Raw genomic sequence first — 17,049 nt, 5'->3', positions numbered from 1 at the left:
GAGTGGTGATCGGGGAATTTATTCAGAAAGATTCCCGGTGGACATTCATATAATGAAGCGAGCGGGGCAGCACACGCGAGACCAGTGAGTGAATGGGGGAAGCGACATTGAATCAGCCGTCGTTTTTGATAAAACCTATGCTGGATGCCGATTATCCAACGATTGAACGGGGCAGAGGCATCTACTTATATGACAATGAAGGCAAGAAATATCTGGATGCCTGTTCAGGAGCCGTGACAGCGAACATCGGTCACGGAAACGAAGAAGTGATCCAGGCAATGATGGAACAGGCTAAAAAGGTTTCATTTGTATACAGATCCCAATTCACCAGCGAAGCAGCTGAGAACCTTGCCGGGAAAATAGCAGAAACTTTGCCGGGTGATCTGAATTGGTCATTTTTTGTGAACAGCGGCTCAGAAGCCACAGAAACTGCGATGAAAATAGCCATCCAATACTGGCAGGAAAAAGGGATAAGAACAAAGACAAAAATTTTATCCCGATGGGTCAGCTATCACGGCATCACATTAGGAGCGCTTTCCATGTCAGGCCATCCGGGGAGGAGGGCAAGATTTGTCCCTCTCCTGGAGGATTTTCCTTCCGTTCATCCGCCATACTGCTACCGCTGTCCATATGGACTGGAGGCGCCTCAATGCGGACATCTGTGCGCAGCAGAACTCGAAACGGCGATTAAACGCATTGGAGCCGATCGGATTGCAGCTTTCATTGCAGAGCCGGTCATCGGGGCAGCGGGAGGAGCAATTTCCCCTCCAGACGGCTACTATAAAGTCATAAAAGAAATCTGCGAGAAACATGATGTTTTATTCATAGCCGATGAAGTGATGACAGGATTTGGACGGACCGGTACGATGCTCGCCTGTGAGAGCTGGGGGATCCAGCCTGATATAGCGGCTTTTGGCAAAGGCATGGGAGCAGGCTATGCACCGATAGCAGCTGCTGTAGTCTCCGACAAAATAATGGAGCCTATTATGGCAGGAACAAAGTCAATCATGAGCGGACATACATTGAGCGCCAATCCGCAATCTTGCGCTGTTTCTCTGGCAGTGCTTGAATATCTGGAAAAAGAGCAAATCATCCCAGAGGTGGTCAGGAAGGGTAAGTACCTGAGTGACCATCTCCGAAGACTGGAGAAGAAGTACAGCTTCATTGGCGACATCAGGGGGAAGGGACTGCTTCTTGGTGTAGAACTGGTTAAGGACAGAGTGTCAAAGGATCCATTCAGCCGGTCCCTGATGGCAGGACAAAAGCTGGTCAGTGCTGCCCAGGAGCAGGGCATCCTGCTGTACCCCGCCGGTTCAGGGATAGATGGCATACATGGGGATGCGGTCATCATTGCACCTCCTTTGAACATCACCATGGAGGAGCTGGACGAATTGGCAGCACTCCTAGACAGGGCTTTGTCTGAATTCCACAGAATCATTGAACAGGAAAGCCTGAAGGGAGGGGGCTCATGAACAGCTCCTTTAATAAAATTGTGACTGCAGCAAAGGCAATGAATGATTTTCATGATGGCATGTCCATAATCGCAGGAGGATTCGGAGGAATTGGCACGCCGCCGACCCTTATAGAGGAATTGATAGAAAAAGGGACAAAAAATATCACCCTTATCTGCAATGATGCCGGATTTCCCCACATAGGCGCAGGAAGGCTTGTTACATTGGGGAGGGTCAAAAAATTGATTGCCTCGCATATAGGCTCCAACCCGGAGGCTGGCCGCCTGATGAATGAAGGCAAGCTCGAAGTGGAGTTCTCACCCCAGGGAACGCTTGCTGAAAGGATCAGGGCTGGAGGTGCCGGCATTGCCGGAATATTGACAGATATCGGCATATCAAATGAGATGGTTTCAGCAGGGAAGGCAACTCATACTATCAGCGGGACAGAATATCTAATTGAAACGGCAATCACAGCTGACGTCTCAATTGTGTATGCAAAAAAGGCGGATCCGTTCGGCAATCTTATATATGACAAAAGTGCACGGAATACAAACCCCCTGGCAGCCATGGCAGGGAATAAGACGATTGCCGAGGTGGAGGAAATCGTCCCTTTAGGCGCTATTGATCCGGATGAGGTCATGACGCCAGGAGTATTTGTGGATTATATTGTTCCTTCAAAGGGAGTGAACTGGAAATGGGCATGGGAATAGATAAACGCAAAAAAATGGCCAGGAGGGCAGCGGAAGAAATCAGAGACGGAATGATTGTCAATTTAGGAATCGGTATTCCTTCCCTTGTGCCTGATTTTCTGCCGGAATCCATAAGTGTTATGTTTCATGCAGAAAACGGCATAACAGGGATGGGCCCAAGCCCTGTTAAGGGTCAGGAAGATCCCCATCTCTGCAATGCGGGCGGCTTTCCGGTGACCAGCGTTAAGGGGGCTTCATATTGCGACAGTACCATAGCTTTTGGGATGATCAGGCGCGGGAGGGTTGATTTGACTATTCTCGGCTCACTGCAGGTCAGCGGGAAGGGAGATCTGGCCAACTGGATCGTTCCCGGCAGGAAAGTACCTGGGATGGGAGGGGCGATGGAGCTTGCACAGAAAGCGAAGAGAGTCATTGTTGTCATGAATCAGACGGATAAAAATGGCATGCCGAAAATCCTTGAGCATTGTACACTCCCGCTGACATCGCCTTCCTGTGCATCGCTCGTCATAACTGAAATGGCCGTGTTTGAAATTAAGGGAACAGGAATGGTCCTGAAGGAGCTGTTTGCTCCCTATTCAATAGAGGAAGTGAAGAGCAAGACAGGCTGCAGGCTGCAGGTGGCAGAGGATTTGAGAATAATAGTTTAGCAGGCGGGGGAGGCGGTTTTATTGAGTGAGAGTGATGGAAGCGTAAAAGAGTGGCTGAGCAAAAACAGGTCCAAAGGAATCAGGCTTCTTCAAAGGCTTGTCCAGGAACCAAGTACTAGGGGAAATGAGGCCGGTGCCCAGGCTGTGATCATTGAGAAGTGCCGGGAAATGGGGCTCGAGCTGGATATATGGGAAATCGGCAAAGATGAGCTGCCCGCACATCCCCTATTCTGTTCTGACAGAAAGGACTTCAGCGGCAACCCGAATGTAGTGGGAGTCTGGAAGGGGACCGGTGGAGGCAGGAGCATCATTTTGAATGGCCATATCGATGTGGTTCCTGAGGGCAGCAGGGATGATTGGAAATATGACCCCTACAGCGGACAAATAAAGGATGGGAGGCTTTATGGCAGGGGGGCGACCGACATGAAGGGCGGAACAGTATCCCTGCTGCTGGCGCTTGAGTACTTGATAGCGGCGGGGAAGGAATTGAAGGGAGATGTCATTTTTCAGAGTGTTATAGAAGAAGAAAGCGGAGGGGCCGGGACGCTTGCCGCTGTGATCAGGGGTTATAAAGCAGATGGAGCGATCATCCCTGAACCGACAAATATGAAGCTTTTTCCAAAGCAGCAGGGCTCTATGTGGTTCAGGATTACAGTCAAGGGCCGTGCTGCACATGGCGGCACCCGCTATGAGGGTATCAGTGCGATTGAAAAGGCCATAGCAGTGATAGCTTCTCTCCAGGAACTCGAGAAAACGAGAAATGAGCGGGTTGCAGATCCTTTATACAAGGGAATACCTATCCCGATTCCGATCAATATCGGAAAAATCACGAGCGGGGAGTGGCCATCCTCTGTACCGGATACCGCCGTCATTGAGGGAAGGATAGGGGTTGCTCCTGAAGAAGATATGAAGATGGCAGAAAAAGAGCTGGAAACGGTATTAAACTCCTTATCTGAAAAAGATGGCTGGTTCATTGAAAATCCCTGCAAGGTCGAGTGGTTTGGTGGGAGATGGCAGCCTGGGAATCTGGACATTGGCCATCCCCTGATGAACGTGCTGTCAGCCAGTTTTGAAAAAGTGGCAGGGGAGAAGCCCAAAATAGAAGCATCTCCATGGGGTACAGACGGCGGGATCCTTTCCGGGGCCGGCGGGACGCCTGTTATCGTATTCGGTCCGGGAACTACAGAGGCAGCCCATGATGCGGATGAATCCATCTCCCTGGATGATATGTTCAATGCTGCGGAGATCATTGCCGAGTGCATCTTGGAGTGGTGCAGCTGACATTTGTCTACGGAGGAAGCCGATTGATGGGATTTTTCAGCTCAAGAATTTATACTTAAGCTACATTGTCTTTAGGAGGTAATGATATGAAGCAGGATTTATGGATCAATGGCAGTTTTGAACCCGGAAATGAATACAGGGAGCTTAGAAGCCCTTATAATCAGGAGAAGCTGGCAGATGTGGCGGCGGCTGGAAGCGAAGAAATAGAGGCAGCCATTGCTTCTGCAGAGAAAGCATCAAAATTGATGGCTGCAATGCCTGCGCATAAAAGGGCTGAAATTCTTGAGAATGCAGTCCAAATACTCAAGGATGAAAAAGAAGAGTGTGCAAGGATTATTTCGCGTGAAGCCGCGAAGCCGATAAAAGCAGCACGGACAGAGGTGGAAAGGACTATCACAACATATGCATTTGCAGCACAGGAAGCCAGAAGGCTGTACGGTGAAACCATCCCGATGGATGCGGCGCCTGGAGGTGAGGGGAGGCTCGCCTACACGGTAAAAGAGCCGCTGGGGGTCATTGGTGCGATTACACCCTTCAATTTCCCGATGAATCTCGTTGCCCATAAAGTCGGACCGGCGATTGCGGCTGGCAACACAGTTGTCCTGAAGCCGGCGAGCCAGACGCCTTTAAGCGCCTATAAGATTGCTGATATTTTCCATCGTGCAGGGCTGCCTGCAGGTGGACTGAATGTAATTTCCGGCAGCGGAAAAACGATCGGCGACAGCTTCCTCTCAGACAAGAGGATCAAGATGATCACTTTTACGGGAAGCCCTGAAGTAGGCACTTATATCAGGGAAAACGCCGGGCTGAAAAAGGTGACCCTCGAGCTGGGTTCAAATTCAGCCGTCATTGTGGATAAAGATACCGACCTTGATAAGGCAGTCCCGCGAATTGTATCAGGAGCGTATGCCTTTCAGGGCCAGGTCTGCATTTCTGTGCAGCGGATCTATGTCCATGAGGCCATTTTTGAAGAATTTACTGAAAGGTTTGTCCATGAAGCAGGCAGACTCCAGGCAGGGGACCCGCTTGATGAGACGACCGATGTATCTGCCATGATCTCCCTCGATGATGCAGAACGGGCAGAATCGTGGGTGAAAACCGCTGTGGACGGGGGAGCAAAGCTAGCTCTCGGCGGAAGCGGGGAAGGTTCTGTTTTCCAGCCGACAGTTCTGCTGGACGTTGATAAAGAACAGAAAATCTCCTGTGAAGAGGCATTTGCCCCTGTTGTCCATATTAACCGCTTCTCAGGTATAGATGAAGCGATCGGTTATGTGAATGATTCCCAGTATGGGCTCCAGGCAGGCATTTTCACAAAGGATATCAATGCAGCGCTGAAGGCCGCACGCGAGCTTGAAGTCGGCGGCGTGATGATCAATGATTTTCCAACCTTCCGTGTGGATCATATGCCATACGGCGGCGTCAAACTGAGCGGGACCGGCCGGGAAGGAATTAAATATGCAGTCGAAGAAATGACAGAGCTTAAGCTTGTCAGCATTAAATATGAATAACCGTCAAACATGTACGGCTGTTAAGAAAAGGGGCGCTCGGTCAGAGGGTCCCCTTTCTGTAAAGGAGGAGGATTATGGAGCAGTCATCAGTAAGAATTATCAGGCAGGACAACTTTTCTCTCGAGGTTTTCATTGACCCGTATAATAAGAGAATCAGAGTGGATGACTGCCTTGGAAACCGTAAAAATGCGCTTTCGTTCGCATACGGTTTAAGAGAGGAGATCCAGGCAGAAAAAATGATAATTAAAGCCAGGGCAGAGGAGACAGATTTTTATCTGGAGAACGGCTTCCAGGCCGAAGGCAAGATCGACGGCTATTTTTTAGGCTCTGACGCTTTTTTCATGTCCAAGTATTATAAGAGCAGCAGGAGAAACAATCCGCACTGGGCTGATGAGGATGAGGTCGCAGAGAAAGTGCGCAGCCTCGAAAGAACCGGGAATGATTCCAGTCTTCAGCCTCCATGCCGGCTTGTACGCTTCAAGCCGGCAGATGCCCGTGAACTGGCTGAGCTGTATAAGGCGGTATTTCAAATTTACCCCGTTCCCATGGATGACCCCCGGTATATCGAAAAGTCGATGGAAAACGGCACAATGTTCATGGGAGTGAAACACGAGGGGAAAATCGTGAGCGCTGCCTCAGCAGAAATCAATTCTTTCTACCGAAATGCAGAATTGACAGACTGTGCCACATTGCCTGACTTCCGAAAGCATGGATTGATGAAAATACTGATTGGCAAACTTGAGGAAGAGCTGGCCTGCCAGGGCATCTTTTGCGCTTATTCCATCGCCAGAAGCCTTTCATATGGAATGAATGCAGCTCTTCATCAGCTTGGGTACAGCTACAGGGGCAGGCTGGCCAATAATTGCTTTATCTTTGATAAGCTTGAGGATATGAATATCTGGGTGAAAAATCTTGCCATGATGCCAAAAATCCGGCACTAGACTGACAATTTTCCGGCACCTTTTCATATAGATGAATAAGGGGGTTGGACGTATGAAAGAACAAGTGCTTACAGCGATTTTGAAGGGGATTGACGAAGGCATTCATGCTGTGGATATAAACGGGATTACTATTTTTTATAATGAAGTTGCTGCTTTGCATGATGGCATGGGTATGGATGAGGTGCTTGGAAAGCCGCTGCTTGAAAGCTTTCCATCTCTGAGCTTGAAGTCAAGCACCCTGCTCCAGGTAATGAAAACAAAACAGCCGATATACGATCAGTCCCAAAGCTATATCAACCTCCATGGCAAGAGGATTGAAACACTGAACACCACGCTTCCCATTTTTGTGGAAGGAGAGCTAGTAGGGGCTGTAGAAATTGCTAAAGATTATTCCCGGCTGAAGATATTGTCCGAAAGGCTCCTGGATCTTCAGAAAGCAAGCGTGCCAAGTGAAAAAAACCTGCGGCCGGCAGGAAGCACAGTATATACCCTGGATGATCTGCTGACTGGAAATGGGCTCTTCAAAGAGCTGAAAATGGAAGCCTTAAAGCTTGCTGCCTCTTCTTCTCCCATCCTCGTATTTGGGGAAAGCGGATGCGGCAAGGAGCTGTTTGTCCAGGGAATCCACCATGCATCAGCCAGAAGGGAGAAACCATTCATAGCACAGAATTGTGCTGCTATCCCTGAGACGCTCCTTGAAGGAATCCTTTTCGGTACAGCGAAAGGGAGTTATACGGGAGCCGTAGAAAGACCCGGGCTGTTTGAACTGGCAGATGGGGGGACGCTGTTCCTCGATGAACTCCATACAATGCCGGCGCTGCTGCAGGCAAAGCTTTTGAGGGTGCTTGAGGACGGTGCTGTCCGGCGTGTCGGCGGATCCAGAAACATAGCCACTGATGTCCGGATCATCGCGGCCATGAATATACACCCGCATGAGGCTATGGAGCAGGGGATCCTCCGGCATGACCTTTACTACAGGCTCAATGTGTTTACATTCGAACTGATCCCTCTGCGAAAGAGGCCTGAAGATATCGGGCTTTTGGCGTCCCATTTCCTTGATTCCTTTAACCGTAAGCTCGGGAAAAATGTAAAAGTGATCGGCAGTACAGCAGCAAAGTTCTTCAGCAGCTACCACTGGCCGGGAAATGTAAGAGAATTAAAGCATACGATTGAGTATATGGTCAATGTTTCTGAGGGAAGCGAGCTTACTGAAGAGGATCTGCCGGCCATGCTGAAACAGATGAGGAGCAAAAGCGGAAGCAGGACAGTGGCGTTATCCTTAAAAGAGCGTGTGCAGGCAGCAGAAAAAGAGATCATTGAGGCTGCAATAGCCGGGACAGGAGGGAATATCCTGCAGGCTGCCAGGCTCCTGAATATCCCGAGGCAGACGCTTCAATATAAGCTTCATAAGCATCAACTGGGAAATGCCGAATAACCGGCATTTCTTTTTATTGTTCTCCCGCTCGTGCTGCTGTGCATAAGGATTAACAATTGGCATGGAAATTGCATGTAATACAGTATAAGGAAGCTGCAAACTTTACCATTAGCTGGGAGGAATTGAAAATGAAGCTGGACTTATATAAAGCAGAACGCCATTGGAAGGATATAGAGCTTTGGAAGGATGTAACAGAAGAGCAATGGAATGACTGGCTTTGGCAGCTCACCAACACGATAAGAAACCTGGAGGATTTGAAAAAAGTCATCAATCTGACGCCCGAGGAAGAAGAGGGCGTAAAGATTTCCACTAAAACAATCCCATTGAATATTACACCATATTATGCATCCCTGATGAATCCGGATGATCCCCGCTGTCCTGTCAGGATGCAGTCTGTCCCGATTTCTCAGGAAATCCATAAAACAAAATATGACCTGGAAGACCCCCTCCATGAAGACGAAGATTCACCTGTGCCCGGATTGACGCACCGCTATCCTGACCGGGTGCTGTTCCTTGTCACCAATCAATGCTCCATGTACTGCCGCTATTGTACAAGGCGAAGGTTTTCCGGCCAGATCGGCATGGGTGTTCCTAAAAAGCAGCTGGACGATGCGATAGCTTATATCAGGAACACACCTGAAGTCCGAGATGTGCTCATCTCAGGAGGAGATGGACTGTTAATCAATGATAAAATCCTGGAATATATATTGAAAAACCTGAGGGAAATCGATCATGTGGAAATCATCAGGATCGGTACCAGGGCTCCGGTCGTTTTTCCCCAAAGAATAACAGAGAATCTGTGCAATATCTTAAAGAAATACCATCCGATCTGGCTGAACACTCACTTCAATACGAGCATTGAAATTACCGAAGAAGCTAAAAAGGCCTGCGAAATGCTCGCCGATGCGGGAGTGCCTGTCGGCAACCAGGCAGTCATTCTGGCGGGCATCAATGACAGTGTCCCGATCATGAAAAAACTGATGCACGACCTTGTTAAGATCAGGGTGCGTCCTTACTATATCTATCAGTGCGATTTATCAGAAGGCATCGGCCATTTCAGGGCGCCTGTTTCAAAAGGACTGGAGATTATAGAAGGACTGAGGGGGCATACATCTGGCTATGCTGTACCTACTTTTGTGGTCGATGCACCTGGGGGCGGCGGGAAGATTGCACTGCAGCCGAATTATTTGATATCCCAAAGCGCTGAAAAGACAGTGCTCCGCAATTTTGAGGGAGTCATAACCACTTATCCTGAGCCCGAGAATTATGTCCCGGGCAGAGCAGAGGACTATTTTAAAAGAATTTATCCTGATATGGACCAGAAGAATAGCCATACAGGAATATCGGCACTCATGAATGATTCACAGTTCAATCTTGTTCCTGAAGGCCTGAGGAGGCTGGACCGCAGGGAAGAGTACCAGCAGGATCCGGGGCACCATTCCCTCAAGGATAAACGGGAAAAGCGCGATGAATTAAAAGATAAGAAATTTGAAGCGCAGATGAAGAAGTGGGGACAGCAGGAGAAGGGAGAGGAACCATCATGAATTGTGATTGGTGCTCATCTGATGAAACGGCAAGGCAGACAGCTTCGGTCTTTTGGGAACTGCCTGATGGAACAAAAGGGATTGAGATAAGAGAAACACCCTGCATTGTCTGCAGTGGGTGCGGAATGGTATATCACGAAGAAAAGATCATAGAGGAGATCGAGGACCAGCTCTTTTTAATAGATACTAAAAAGCTTGAAAAATCGCTTACTTTTGAAGAATTGATGGCTAAACCGAGGTTTCTTAAAAGAAATTATTTCAAATTTGATTAAGAAGAGAGGAAAAGGCCCGGGATGACCGGGCCTTTTGGACTTTAGAATTGCTTTTGTTAAAGCAGCGAAACGGTGGCCTTTGCTGTTATTGAAATGCCTGCAGCTGTTTATTGCTTTTCTTCAAGCATTTTGTACATGATCCCGTCCCTGACCGTTTTATCGCAATAAACGAAATGGGGAGACCGGACAGTTTCCATCATCTGGCTTACAATCCCAATGGCTGGGAGAATGATATCTCTTCTTTTTTTGGACAACCCCTTTACTTTTGAACGCTCATCTACATTCAAGGAGGAAAGCTCAGAGAAGATGCTGCTGATTTCATGGAGCTTCAATTCAGCACCTCCAAATTTCGCGTTATGTATTCTGGACAGGTTTTTTGCGCTTCCGCCGATTCCGATAATGGGGAGGCCGGCGTTTTTCAGCCAGGGAAGGGTCTGGATGCTGTCCAAAATATAGCGGCGCAATTGAGTTAATTGATTCTCAGTCACTCTTTTTCCCTTAGTATAGGCTTCATGAAGATTGACAGCACCAAACTGAAAACTGTGATAATGAACCATTTCCCTGTTTCTGAAAAGGGTAATTTCCGTGCTTCCGCCGCCGATATCAAGAGTGATCCCCTCAACCGCATTCATTGAATTAACCACACCTAGATAGCCGTAGCGGGCTTCTTCATATCCGCTTATCACAGAAATGGCAATGTCCGTCCGGGCAGCGATTTCAGCCAGAATCTCTTCTTGATTAAGTGAATTGCGGATAACAGCAGTAGCATAGCCGGTGATGCGGCCTGTCCCGTATTTTTCAGCTCTCTTCTGGAATTCCTTAAAGATGGTGATGATAAGCTGGATGCCTTCCTCTGTCAAAAAGCCCTGCTCATTTAAATGATTGATAAGCCTTGCTGCGACCTTGACCCGCTCTACTTCATGAAATATCCGAAGATCCTCATTGACATTGTAAATGGCCATTTGAATGGAATTGGACCCTAAATCGATCAGGGCTATTGTCTGGTTGTTCAAAAAAAGGACACTCCTTTGATGACTTTTATACATTCAATTTTATATGAAAACACTTAAGTCGAATGTAAAGCTATTGTAAATATACAGTACTGCAGTAGCTTAAACAGCAAAAGGCAGAGTGTAGTCTTTAAAACCAGGATATTTAAGACGCAGCCTATCTTGAGACATTAAATGTGAAAGCATGAATGTATAATTTACAAAACTTAACACTATCACTCTAGTTATTTACATCCTTATTTGCTAATTTTATCCTTGTCGAAGATTGCAGAAGGGGATGTAGAACCATGTGCATAAACCATGAGAAACCTGATATTTCTAATTTGGATAATCCTTCCTATTACAATAATCGCGAGCTGAGCTGGCTGGATTTTAATAATAGAGTGCTGGAAGAAGCAGAAGATAATCAAAATGCGTTATTGGAACGATATAAATTCCTTTCTATATTCAGCTCAAATCTGGATGAGTTTTTCATGGTCAGGGTAGCTGGTCTGCTGGATCAGGTAAAAGCCGGTTTCAATAAACCCGAAAACAAAGCTGGGCTGACCCCAAAAGAACAGCTGAGCGCCATTTCTGAAAAAACACATACCCTTGTTAAAAAGCAAGATGAAATATATTGTAATGAGCTTACTCCCCTTTTAACAAAAGAACAGATAGAAATATCCAGAATTAAAGATGTCCCATCAAAGGACTTGGCTTTTCTTGAAAACTTCTTTGAGGCATATGTTTATCCTGTTCTGACTCCCATGGCGATAGATGCTTACCGCCCTTTCCCGATGCTGTTAAACAAATCATTGAATTTAGCTGTGATCATAGAAGAAAAATCGCCGGATAAAAAGAAGCATCTGAGCCTGGATGGAAATCTGGTCATCGTACAGGTACCGTCTGTAATCGACCGCCTGGTGGAGCTGCCTCAGAAAGGGCAGGCCAGGAAGTTTGTGCTCTTGGAAGAGGTTATTATTTATTGCATCCACAAACTGTTTACGGGATATAAAGTGCGCTCTGCCACTCCATTCAGAATTACCCGCAATGCCGATCTCGCCATTCATGAAGACGAAGCGGAAGACCTGCTGCAGGAAATTGAAGAAGAGCTTAAGAAACGGAAAAGAGGTGCAGCGGTCCGGCTGGAATATCAGCAGGCTGAAAACAGCAGTCAGGTCATTGAATTCCTAAGGAAAGAGCTGGAAATACACGGGAAGGATATCTATCCTGTCGAAGCCCCCCTGGATCTGACTTTTCTTTTTTCATTTTGTAAAAAAATCCAGGCAAGCCATGAGCATTTGGCGGCGCAGTCCTTTATTCCCCAGCCTCCGCAGGATTTAGAGGGTGAGGGTGGAATATTTGAGAAAATCCGGAAAAGGGATGCTCTGCTGCATCATCCTTATGAATCTTTTGAACCTGTGGTAGATTTCATGAGGGAAGCCGCAGATGATAAAGATGTACTGGCAATTAAGCAGACTCTTTATCGTGTCAGCGGAGATTCACCGATCATTGAAAGCCTGAAGCGTGCGGCCGAAAATGGGAAGCAGGTGACGGTGCTTGTGGAGCTGAAGGCCCGCTTTGACGAAGAAAATAATGTCCAGTGGGCAAAGGAGCTGGAACAGGCAGGCTGTCATGTCATTTATGGCATGACACTTCTGAAAACGCACAGCAAAATTACATTGGTAATCCGAAGGGAAAAAGGAAATATCCAGAGATATGTCCATTTGGGGACAGGAAACTATAATGATGCGACCGCAAGGATTTATACAGACATGGGGCTGCTTACTTGCAATCATCAGCTTGGAGAAGATGCTATTAACTTTTTCAATTATCTGAGCGGCTATATGGAGAGGCCATGTTTCCCCCTCAGGGTCCTATAATAAAGATGGAAAAAACTTTCAGCGGGGGGATTTTTATGCGTTATGCTTTGCTGATTATGCTTGTGTCTTCCATGTCTGTCCTTTTCATTTGCGGTTATTTCACAGCAGTCATAAAAGTGAAGTACGGGAAAAGCTGGCTTCATGCCGTACCTGCAGCAGTGGCTGTCCTGATGTTCAATATCATTTTTGCACTGGTTGAAATGGCAAAGGCGGGCAGATGGGAGTGAATAGCGAGATTGTCTTACGGGGGCCCGGCCTTTTTGGCACTTGGGCAACATCTATCCTGTAAGCAAGTCTGTCTTTGTGGACGAACCGGCAGGCATCCTTTATAGTAGACGGTATAAATGTTGAAATTGCGTGCGGCTGTTCAGCCGGCGCTTATTATACCAGAGAAGAAAGGGAGTACCATGTCGAAATCCTTTTATCATTTCCTGATGAAATACCGTCATCCTGAGCCAAAGGACAGCATCAGCTCTTTTGCCAATTCCGCGTTTGAAGACCATAGCTTCCCAAAGACATCATTTGATTATGATGAACTCAGCAGCTATCTGGAAATGAATGGCCACTATCTGGACAGCATGGCCATCTTTGATGAAGCCTGGGAGCTTTATCTGGTGTCCGAAACAAAGAGATAAGTTTATTCTTACTGCAAGGGGCTGCTTGATAAGCGGCTCCTTTTCTTATTTTTGAACTTGGCGGCATATGGGCAATTTTGGGACCGAATATCTTCTTCCTGCATATGATATCGTAATTAATACTCACGACGATCATTGAGAGGATGGAGGATATGGAAAAGAAGAAAAAGCCAAGATTTAATATCGGTGATACAGTCGTGATCACGATGTATGGAACAGTCGGCAAAATAACAGATGTTAAATGGCTGGACGGAATGCATGTATATGAAGTGAATAAAAGCGAGGGCCTGTTTATGGAATCCAGCCTTCAGATGCTTTCTGAGTATGAAGGAAATATAATGGAGAAAGAGCATATAGATATTGAATATAAATTTTTGTTCGGCGATCTGGTGCAGGTGAAAGGCTATGGTTCAGACCTGTTTAAGGTGGTGGGGTTCCGGACTGAAATCTGGCGCTATAAGGAGGATGCCTGGGAGGATGTCATTTATGAGCTTTCCAGGATCAATGACGGCGAATGGCTGGAGGCCGGGGAAGAAGAGCTGACCCTGCTTGCGGATGCAGAAAGCGCCGACACTTTCATCCAGAAGCTTGGGCTCCTTTATCTAATCAACAAGCAGCAGAAGCCTGTTAATCTGAAGAAGCAGCAGGGTTCTGTGAAACAGATGGAAAAAGAGTTCCTGGAAAGCCGCAAAGAGAAAAAGCAAATGATTGATGGCCTGCTTGATATATACAATGATTACCGGATCCTCTTCCAGCTGTTCGGCGACGATGAATACAGGCATATCATGCAGGTGATCTTGCGGAAGCTTAAGCATCTGACCGGTGCTGACGGAAAAAAGCATGCCTAGCACTACAAGCCGGAAGCGAGGTATAAATAAGCAAGATAGGGAAGCCCTCCTGCCAGAAGGATCAGGAACATAGATGAGAGTATTTTTTCAAAGAGATTTACAATCATGCTGTTTTCCTGGTTAACATCTTCTTTTACATCATCAACAAACGTTCTGAGCCTATTCATGCCATCCGCCTCCCGACTTTCTGATATAACATTGTATGGCTTGTCCCTGGGAGATATGCTCATAGGTGATAGAATAAAAGTTTTTCTCATATTGTGCATGAAAGTAGGAAAAGCATCATACATTCTGAAAAAGGGGGCGTTGCTGTGAGAGAAATCGAAGTTTTTATAGATACGGAGGAAATAGCAGAGTTTTTCTTTCATGAGCTTGTTAAAAGGGGATACGTTCCTGAGGAGATGGAGCTTGAGGATCTGGCGGATATAACCTTCGAGTATTTGCTGGATAAGTGCATCATTGATGAGGAAATTGAAGAATAATAGATGACGATAAGAGTGGAAGCTGGCGCCGGATAGAGCGCCAGTTTTCTTTATTATGCAGCGATATCCAGAGGTGTTAAGGGATTACTTGATGGGCAATCAAGTCTGCAGCTGAAAGTAAGGCATGCTGCTTTAGAAGCTTCCGCGTTAAATCATAGTCCTTGGTTTCCGGCAAGGCATCCAAATGATAGAGGCAGCTTTCCTGCTCTTTTATAAACCAGTCTGTTTTCCTGGTGAAATAATGCTTCTTGTCCTTCCATGCCTGATCCAGGGCAGGACTGTATAGCATTCCGGATTCTTTACTGGCAGAATATCTGCTGCTCCAATAGTCGGACCGTGAAGCAGTATGGGGAGTTCCCAGGGCGAATTCTTTTATCTTTCTGTGGTGTTTTTTATGGAAAAGGATCTGGTATAGAGATTTGCCTGTGGTTATGCGGGCATCAGCAGATCTGAAATCCACTACAGAGACCCCGAGCAATGCAGAGGTATTTGCCTTCTTCAGCGGGAATACAACTGTTGTGAAACCGAGTTTTTCCTGAAGAAGGAAAGGCAGATCATCCAGTATGCTGGAACCTGAAGTCCTGATGACCCTGTCTTCCAGCATTTTTTGTTCGTTCACGATCATCGCTGCTGTAATCACAGCAGAAGAGCCATGCTCATAAAAATGATCCCAAAAAGGCTTCATCCAGCCTGATACATGAAATTTGGGGAGCAGGTGAAACAGAGGGATTCCCATTCTCCTGCTGTATTCTAAAAGCAGCAGCTGCGGGTACGCATCCTGGAAAATATAAGCATTGCAGCGCTCAAGAAAAAGAAAGTAACGCTCCCGGTCTTCTTCCGTGAGAAAACTGTCCAGATAAGAGCTCTTTATGTCTGTCATATAAAAGCCGCCGTTCCTTGATACCATATGGGCAAGGAATGCCCAGTGGAGATCGGGGTTTCGCCTGTAAAACAAAAGATAGGCTTGTGTTCTCGTAATATTATTGCGGTTATATTTTTCCGTTTCTCTAGAAATAGCCGCTGCAACCTTCTTTTCTTTTTCTGTCAAAATATAAATCGGCGTATCTGTTTTGGCCTGGCGGATTAGTGCCTGTTCAATGCTGGCCATCTCCCGTCCGCTAAGCAAAGTTTTCTCAGGAATGGCAGGCCCGCTGCGGCGATTCAAAATATTTCTCAGCCATGCAGGATAAAATTCAGCAAATATTTTCATTTTGCCTCCCCGGATATGAAACTTTATCATCAGCCATACGTATTAAAAAATCATCAGGCTGAAATGAACGCATATCGTTATATTAAATGTATTAAAGTACTTTCGGCTTCATGTATGCTGCTTCAGCAGTCTAATTGAAATAGGGGGAAATAAGATGTCATTCTTTAACAAAGTGCTGGCAAGTGTAGGTGTAGGTTCTGCTTCTGTTGATACGAAATTGGAGCGGGACTCCTTTTATCCGGGTGAAGTGGCCAAGGGTGTCATTGAAATCAGGGGAGGGAAGACAGAGCAGAAAATCGACCAGATTTACCTGGCTCTGAATACAACTTATATTAGAGAGTCAGATGATAAGAAATATACAGCTGCAGGTGTGATCGATAAATACAGGATTGCTGAGACACTGGTGATCCAGCCGAATGAAACGCGGGAAATTCCTTTCTCTATTCAAATCCCTGAGGATTCACCCCTGACATTGGGAAGAACGAAGGTATGGATTTCAACTGGCCTGGACATTAAAAATGCGGTAGATCCCGGCGACAAAGATTATATTTCCATTAAGCCGAACAGGCTCATGGACGGTGTGTTCCAGGCAGTTTCCGATCTTGGCTTCAGGCTCCGGGAAGCAGAATGTGAAGAAGCGCCACGCAGGCTGCGCGGCAGGCTTCCATTCATACAGGAATTTGAGTTCGTTCCGGTTTCAGGGCCCTTCAGGGGCAAGCTTGATGAGCTTGAACTGGTATTCCGTCCTGCCGGCGGCGGCCAGATGGAGCTGATGCTGCAGGTTGACAGGAAAGCAAGGGGGCTCGGAGGTTTCCTTTCAGAAGCATTGGAAATGGATGAAACCAATGTGAGGCTGAGAGTTTCAGATTATGATCTCGCTGGCATCAGACAGCAATTGGAAAGTACCATTGTACGGTATTGCTGAAGAAGAGCTGAGAGGGATCAGAGCTGATATCCCGTATTGAAGGGAACAATGAGTCACCAGAATTTTTGACGTCATACCGTTAAAAAAAGATTGAAAAGGTATTAGAAATGAAATTAGTCCTTTTGTACACCTAAAGTTTAAAAACCAGTTGATTGGAGTGCACGGCACGCAGACTCTTCATAAAATACATGTGCATTTTCTTCGTTCGATGTTCAATTCGGAGAAGAGGATTCAACTTCCCGCGGGAAGCAGCCGCAGGGCTGAGAACCCTCATGAGCGAAGCGAAGA

The 17,049-nt window shown here is 46.7% G+C and carries 18 protein-coding genes; 15 read left to right on the top strand and 3 right to left on the bottom strand.

The annotated features are described in order from the left end of the window. Positions 1–92 precede the first annotated feature (92 nt). The 9 genes from N288_RS15035 to N288_RS14995 all read left to right on the top strand — a co-directional run bounded on the left by N288_RS15035 (position 93) and on the right by N288_RS14995 (position 9,789). Entirely contained in the window at positions 93–1,472 is a 1,380-nt protein-coding gene (locus tag N288_RS15035; RefSeq protein ID WP_009795452.1) for an aspartate aminotransferase family protein, read from the top strand. Continuing rightward, complete coding sequence (locus tag N288_RS15030; RefSeq protein WP_009795453.1) at positions 1,469–2,161, top strand: CoA transferase subunit A; 693 nt, start codon at positions 1,469–1,471, stop codon at positions 2,159–2,161. The genes N288_RS15035 and N288_RS15030 overlap by 4 nt, the downstream gene beginning before the upstream one ends. After that, the gene (locus tag N288_RS15025) at positions 2,146–2,808 is read left to right on the top strand and encodes a 3-oxoacid CoA-transferase subunit B (RefSeq protein WP_009795454.1); all 663 of its coding nucleotides are present in this window, start codon (positions 2,146–2,148) and stop codon (positions 2,806–2,808) included. The genes N288_RS15030 and N288_RS15025 overlap by 16 nt, the downstream gene beginning before the upstream one ends. A gap of 21 nt (positions 2,809–2,829) precedes the next feature. After that, entirely contained in the window at positions 2,830–4,089 is a 1,260-nt protein-coding gene (locus N288_RS15020) for a peptidase (RefSeq protein WP_009795455.1), read from the top strand. Between the two features lie 86 nt (positions 4,090–4,175). After that, positions 4,176–5,597 (top strand): aldehyde dehydrogenase family protein, encoded by a 1,422-nt coding sequence (locus N288_RS15015; protein WP_009795456.1) that lies wholly within the window; start codon positions 4,176–4,178, stop codon positions 5,595–5,597. A 74-nt stretch (positions 5,598–5,671) separates the two neighbouring features. Beyond that, entirely contained in the window at positions 5,672–6,538 is an 867-nt protein-coding gene (ablB, locus tag N288_RS15010) for a putative beta-lysine N-acetyltransferase (protein ID WP_009795457.1), read from the top strand. 52 nt (positions 6,539–6,590) lie between these two features. Next, positions 6,591–7,973: a sigma-54 interaction domain-containing protein gene (locus tag N288_RS15005; protein WP_009795458.1), complete on the top strand. Its 1,383-nt coding sequence runs from the start codon at positions 6,591–6,593 to the stop codon at positions 7,971–7,973. A gap of 128 nt (positions 7,974–8,101) precedes the next feature. Next, the gene (gene kamA, locus N288_RS15000) at positions 8,102–9,517 is read left to right on the top strand and encodes a lysine 2,3-aminomutase (protein WP_022544089.1); all 1,416 of its coding nucleotides are present in this window, start codon (positions 8,102–8,104) and stop codon (positions 9,515–9,517) included. Beyond that, positions 9,514–9,789 (top strand): YokU family protein, encoded by a 276-nt coding sequence (locus N288_RS14995; RefSeq protein WP_009795460.1) that lies wholly within the window; start codon positions 9,514–9,516, stop codon positions 9,787–9,789. The genes kamA and N288_RS14995 overlap by 4 nt, the downstream gene beginning before the upstream one ends. A gap of 107 nt (positions 9,790–9,896) precedes the next feature. On the opposite strand, the gene N288_RS14990 is transcribed toward N288_RS14995, so the two are convergent. Next, a complete protein-coding gene (locus N288_RS14990) occupies positions 9,897–10,802 on the bottom strand; it encodes a Ppx/GppA phosphatase family protein (protein ID WP_022544088.1) in 906 nt (301 codons plus the stop codon). A gap of 284 nt (positions 10,803–11,086) precedes the next feature. Between N288_RS14990 and ppk1 the strand changes: the two genes are divergently transcribed. From ppk1 to N288_RS14970, 4 genes are all read left to right on the top strand, one after another. Beyond that, on the top strand, positions 11,087–12,661 hold the full coding sequence (gene ppk1 / locus N288_RS14985; RefSeq protein WP_009795462.1) for a polyphosphate kinase 1: 1,575 nt from the start codon (positions 11,087–11,089) through the stop codon (positions 12,659–12,661). Positions 12,662–12,696: 35 nt separating this feature from the next. Further along, positions 12,697–12,888 carry a hypothetical protein gene (locus N288_RS14980; protein WP_035403356.1) on the top strand — a complete coding sequence of 64 codons (192 nt, stop codon included), beginning with the start codon at positions 12,697–12,699 and terminating at the stop codon, positions 12,886–12,888. A 180-nt stretch (positions 12,889–13,068) separates the two neighbouring features. Further along, the gene (locus N288_RS14975) at positions 13,069–13,296 is read left to right on the top strand and encodes a YozE family protein (RefSeq protein WP_022544087.1); all 228 of its coding nucleotides are present in this window, start codon (positions 13,069–13,071) and stop codon (positions 13,294–13,296) included. A gap of 152 nt (positions 13,297–13,448) precedes the next feature. Next, complete coding sequence (locus N288_RS14970) at positions 13,449–14,144, top strand: hypothetical protein (RefSeq protein ID WP_022544086.1); 696 nt, start codon at positions 13,449–13,451, stop codon at positions 14,142–14,144. Between the two features lie 2 nt (positions 14,145–14,146). On the opposite strand, the gene N288_RS25200 is transcribed toward N288_RS14970, so the two are convergent. Next, a complete protein-coding gene (locus N288_RS25200; protein ID WP_022544085.1) occupies positions 14,147–14,311 on the bottom strand; it encodes a hypothetical protein in 165 nt (54 codons plus the stop codon). 144 nt (positions 14,312–14,455) lie between these two features. Here N288_RS25200 and N288_RS24760 point away from each other — a divergent pair, with 144 nt between their 5' ends. Then, positions 14,456–14,626, top strand: coding sequence for a YozD family protein (locus tag N288_RS24760; protein ID WP_009795467.1), 171 nt, complete (start codon positions 14,456–14,458; stop codon positions 14,624–14,626). 76 nt (positions 14,627–14,702) lie between these two features. On the opposite strand, the gene N288_RS14965 is transcribed toward N288_RS24760, so the two are convergent. Beyond that, the gene (locus tag N288_RS14965; protein ID WP_022544084.1) at positions 14,703–15,836 is read right to left on the bottom strand and encodes a DUF2515 domain-containing protein; all 1,134 of its coding nucleotides are present in this window, start codon (positions 15,834–15,836) and stop codon (positions 14,703–14,705) included. Between the two features lie 154 nt (positions 15,837–15,990). Here N288_RS14965 and N288_RS14960 point away from each other — a divergent pair, with 154 nt between their 5' ends. After that, positions 15,991–16,761 (top strand): sporulation protein, encoded by a 771-nt coding sequence (locus N288_RS14960; RefSeq protein WP_009795469.1) that lies wholly within the window; start codon positions 15,991–15,993, stop codon positions 16,759–16,761. Positions 16,762–17,049: the final 288 nt, after the last annotated feature.

This window comes from Bacillus infantis NRRL B-14911, from assembly GCF_000473245.1.
GTDB lineage: Bacteria > Bacillota > Bacilli > Bacillales > Cytobacillaceae > Bacillus_AB > Bacillus_AB infantis.
Note: the sequence above shows the minus strand (reverse complement) of the source record. Positions and strands in the feature narration are given on the sequence as shown.

Excerpts from the sequence above, each read along its gene's own strand:
- N288_RS15030 (WP_009795453.1), top strand. The coding sequence starts at position 1,469 with ATGAACAGCTCCTTTAATAAAATTGTGACTGCAGCAAAGGCAATGAAT.
- N288_RS14960 (WP_009795469.1), top strand. The coding sequence starts at position 15,991 with ATGTCATTCTTTAACAAAGTGCTGGCAAGTGTAGGTGTAGGTTCTGCT.
- N288_RS25200 (WP_022544085.1), bottom strand. The coding sequence starts at position 14,311 with ATGAATAGGCTCAGAACGTTTGTTGATGATGTAAAAGAAGATGTTAAC.
- N288_RS15015 (WP_009795456.1), top strand. The coding sequence starts at position 4,176 with ATGAAGCAGGATTTATGGATCAATGGCAGTTTTGAACCCGGAAATGAA.
- N288_RS15025 (WP_009795454.1), top strand. The coding sequence starts at position 2,146 with ATGGGCATGGGAATAGATAAACGCAAAAAAATGGCCAGGAGGGCAGCG.
- kamA (WP_022544089.1), top strand. The coding sequence starts at position 8,102 with ATGAAGCTGGACTTATATAAAGCAGAACGCCATTGGAAGGATATAGAG.
- ablB (WP_009795457.1), top strand. The coding sequence starts at position 5,672 with ATGGAGCAGTCATCAGTAAGAATTATCAGGCAGGACAACTTTTCTCTC.
- N288_RS15005 (WP_009795458.1), top strand. The coding sequence starts at position 6,591 with ATGAAAGAACAAGTGCTTACAGCGATTTTGAAGGGGATTGACGAAGGC.
- N288_RS15035 (WP_009795452.1), top strand. The coding sequence starts at position 93 with ATGGGGGAAGCGACATTGAATCAGCCGTCGTTTTTGATAAAACCTATG.
- N288_RS14970 (WP_022544086.1), top strand. The coding sequence starts at position 13,449 with ATGGAAAAGAAGAAAAAGCCAAGATTTAATATCGGTGATACAGTCGTG.
- ppk1 (WP_009795462.1), top strand. The coding sequence starts at position 11,087 with ATGTGCATAAACCATGAGAAACCTGATATTTCTAATTTGGATAATCCT.
- N288_RS14995 (WP_009795460.1), top strand. The coding sequence starts at position 9,514 with ATGAATTGTGATTGGTGCTCATCTGATGAAACGGCAAGGCAGACAGCT.
- N288_RS14975 (WP_022544087.1), top strand. The coding sequence starts at position 13,069 with ATGTCGAAATCCTTTTATCATTTCCTGATGAAATACCGTCATCCTGAG.
- N288_RS14980 (WP_035403356.1), top strand. The coding sequence starts at position 12,697 with ATGCGTTATGCTTTGCTGATTATGCTTGTGTCTTCCATGTCTGTCCTT.
- N288_RS14965 (WP_022544084.1), bottom strand. The coding sequence starts at position 15,836 with ATGAAAATATTTGCTGAATTTTATCCTGCATGGCTGAGAAATATTTTG.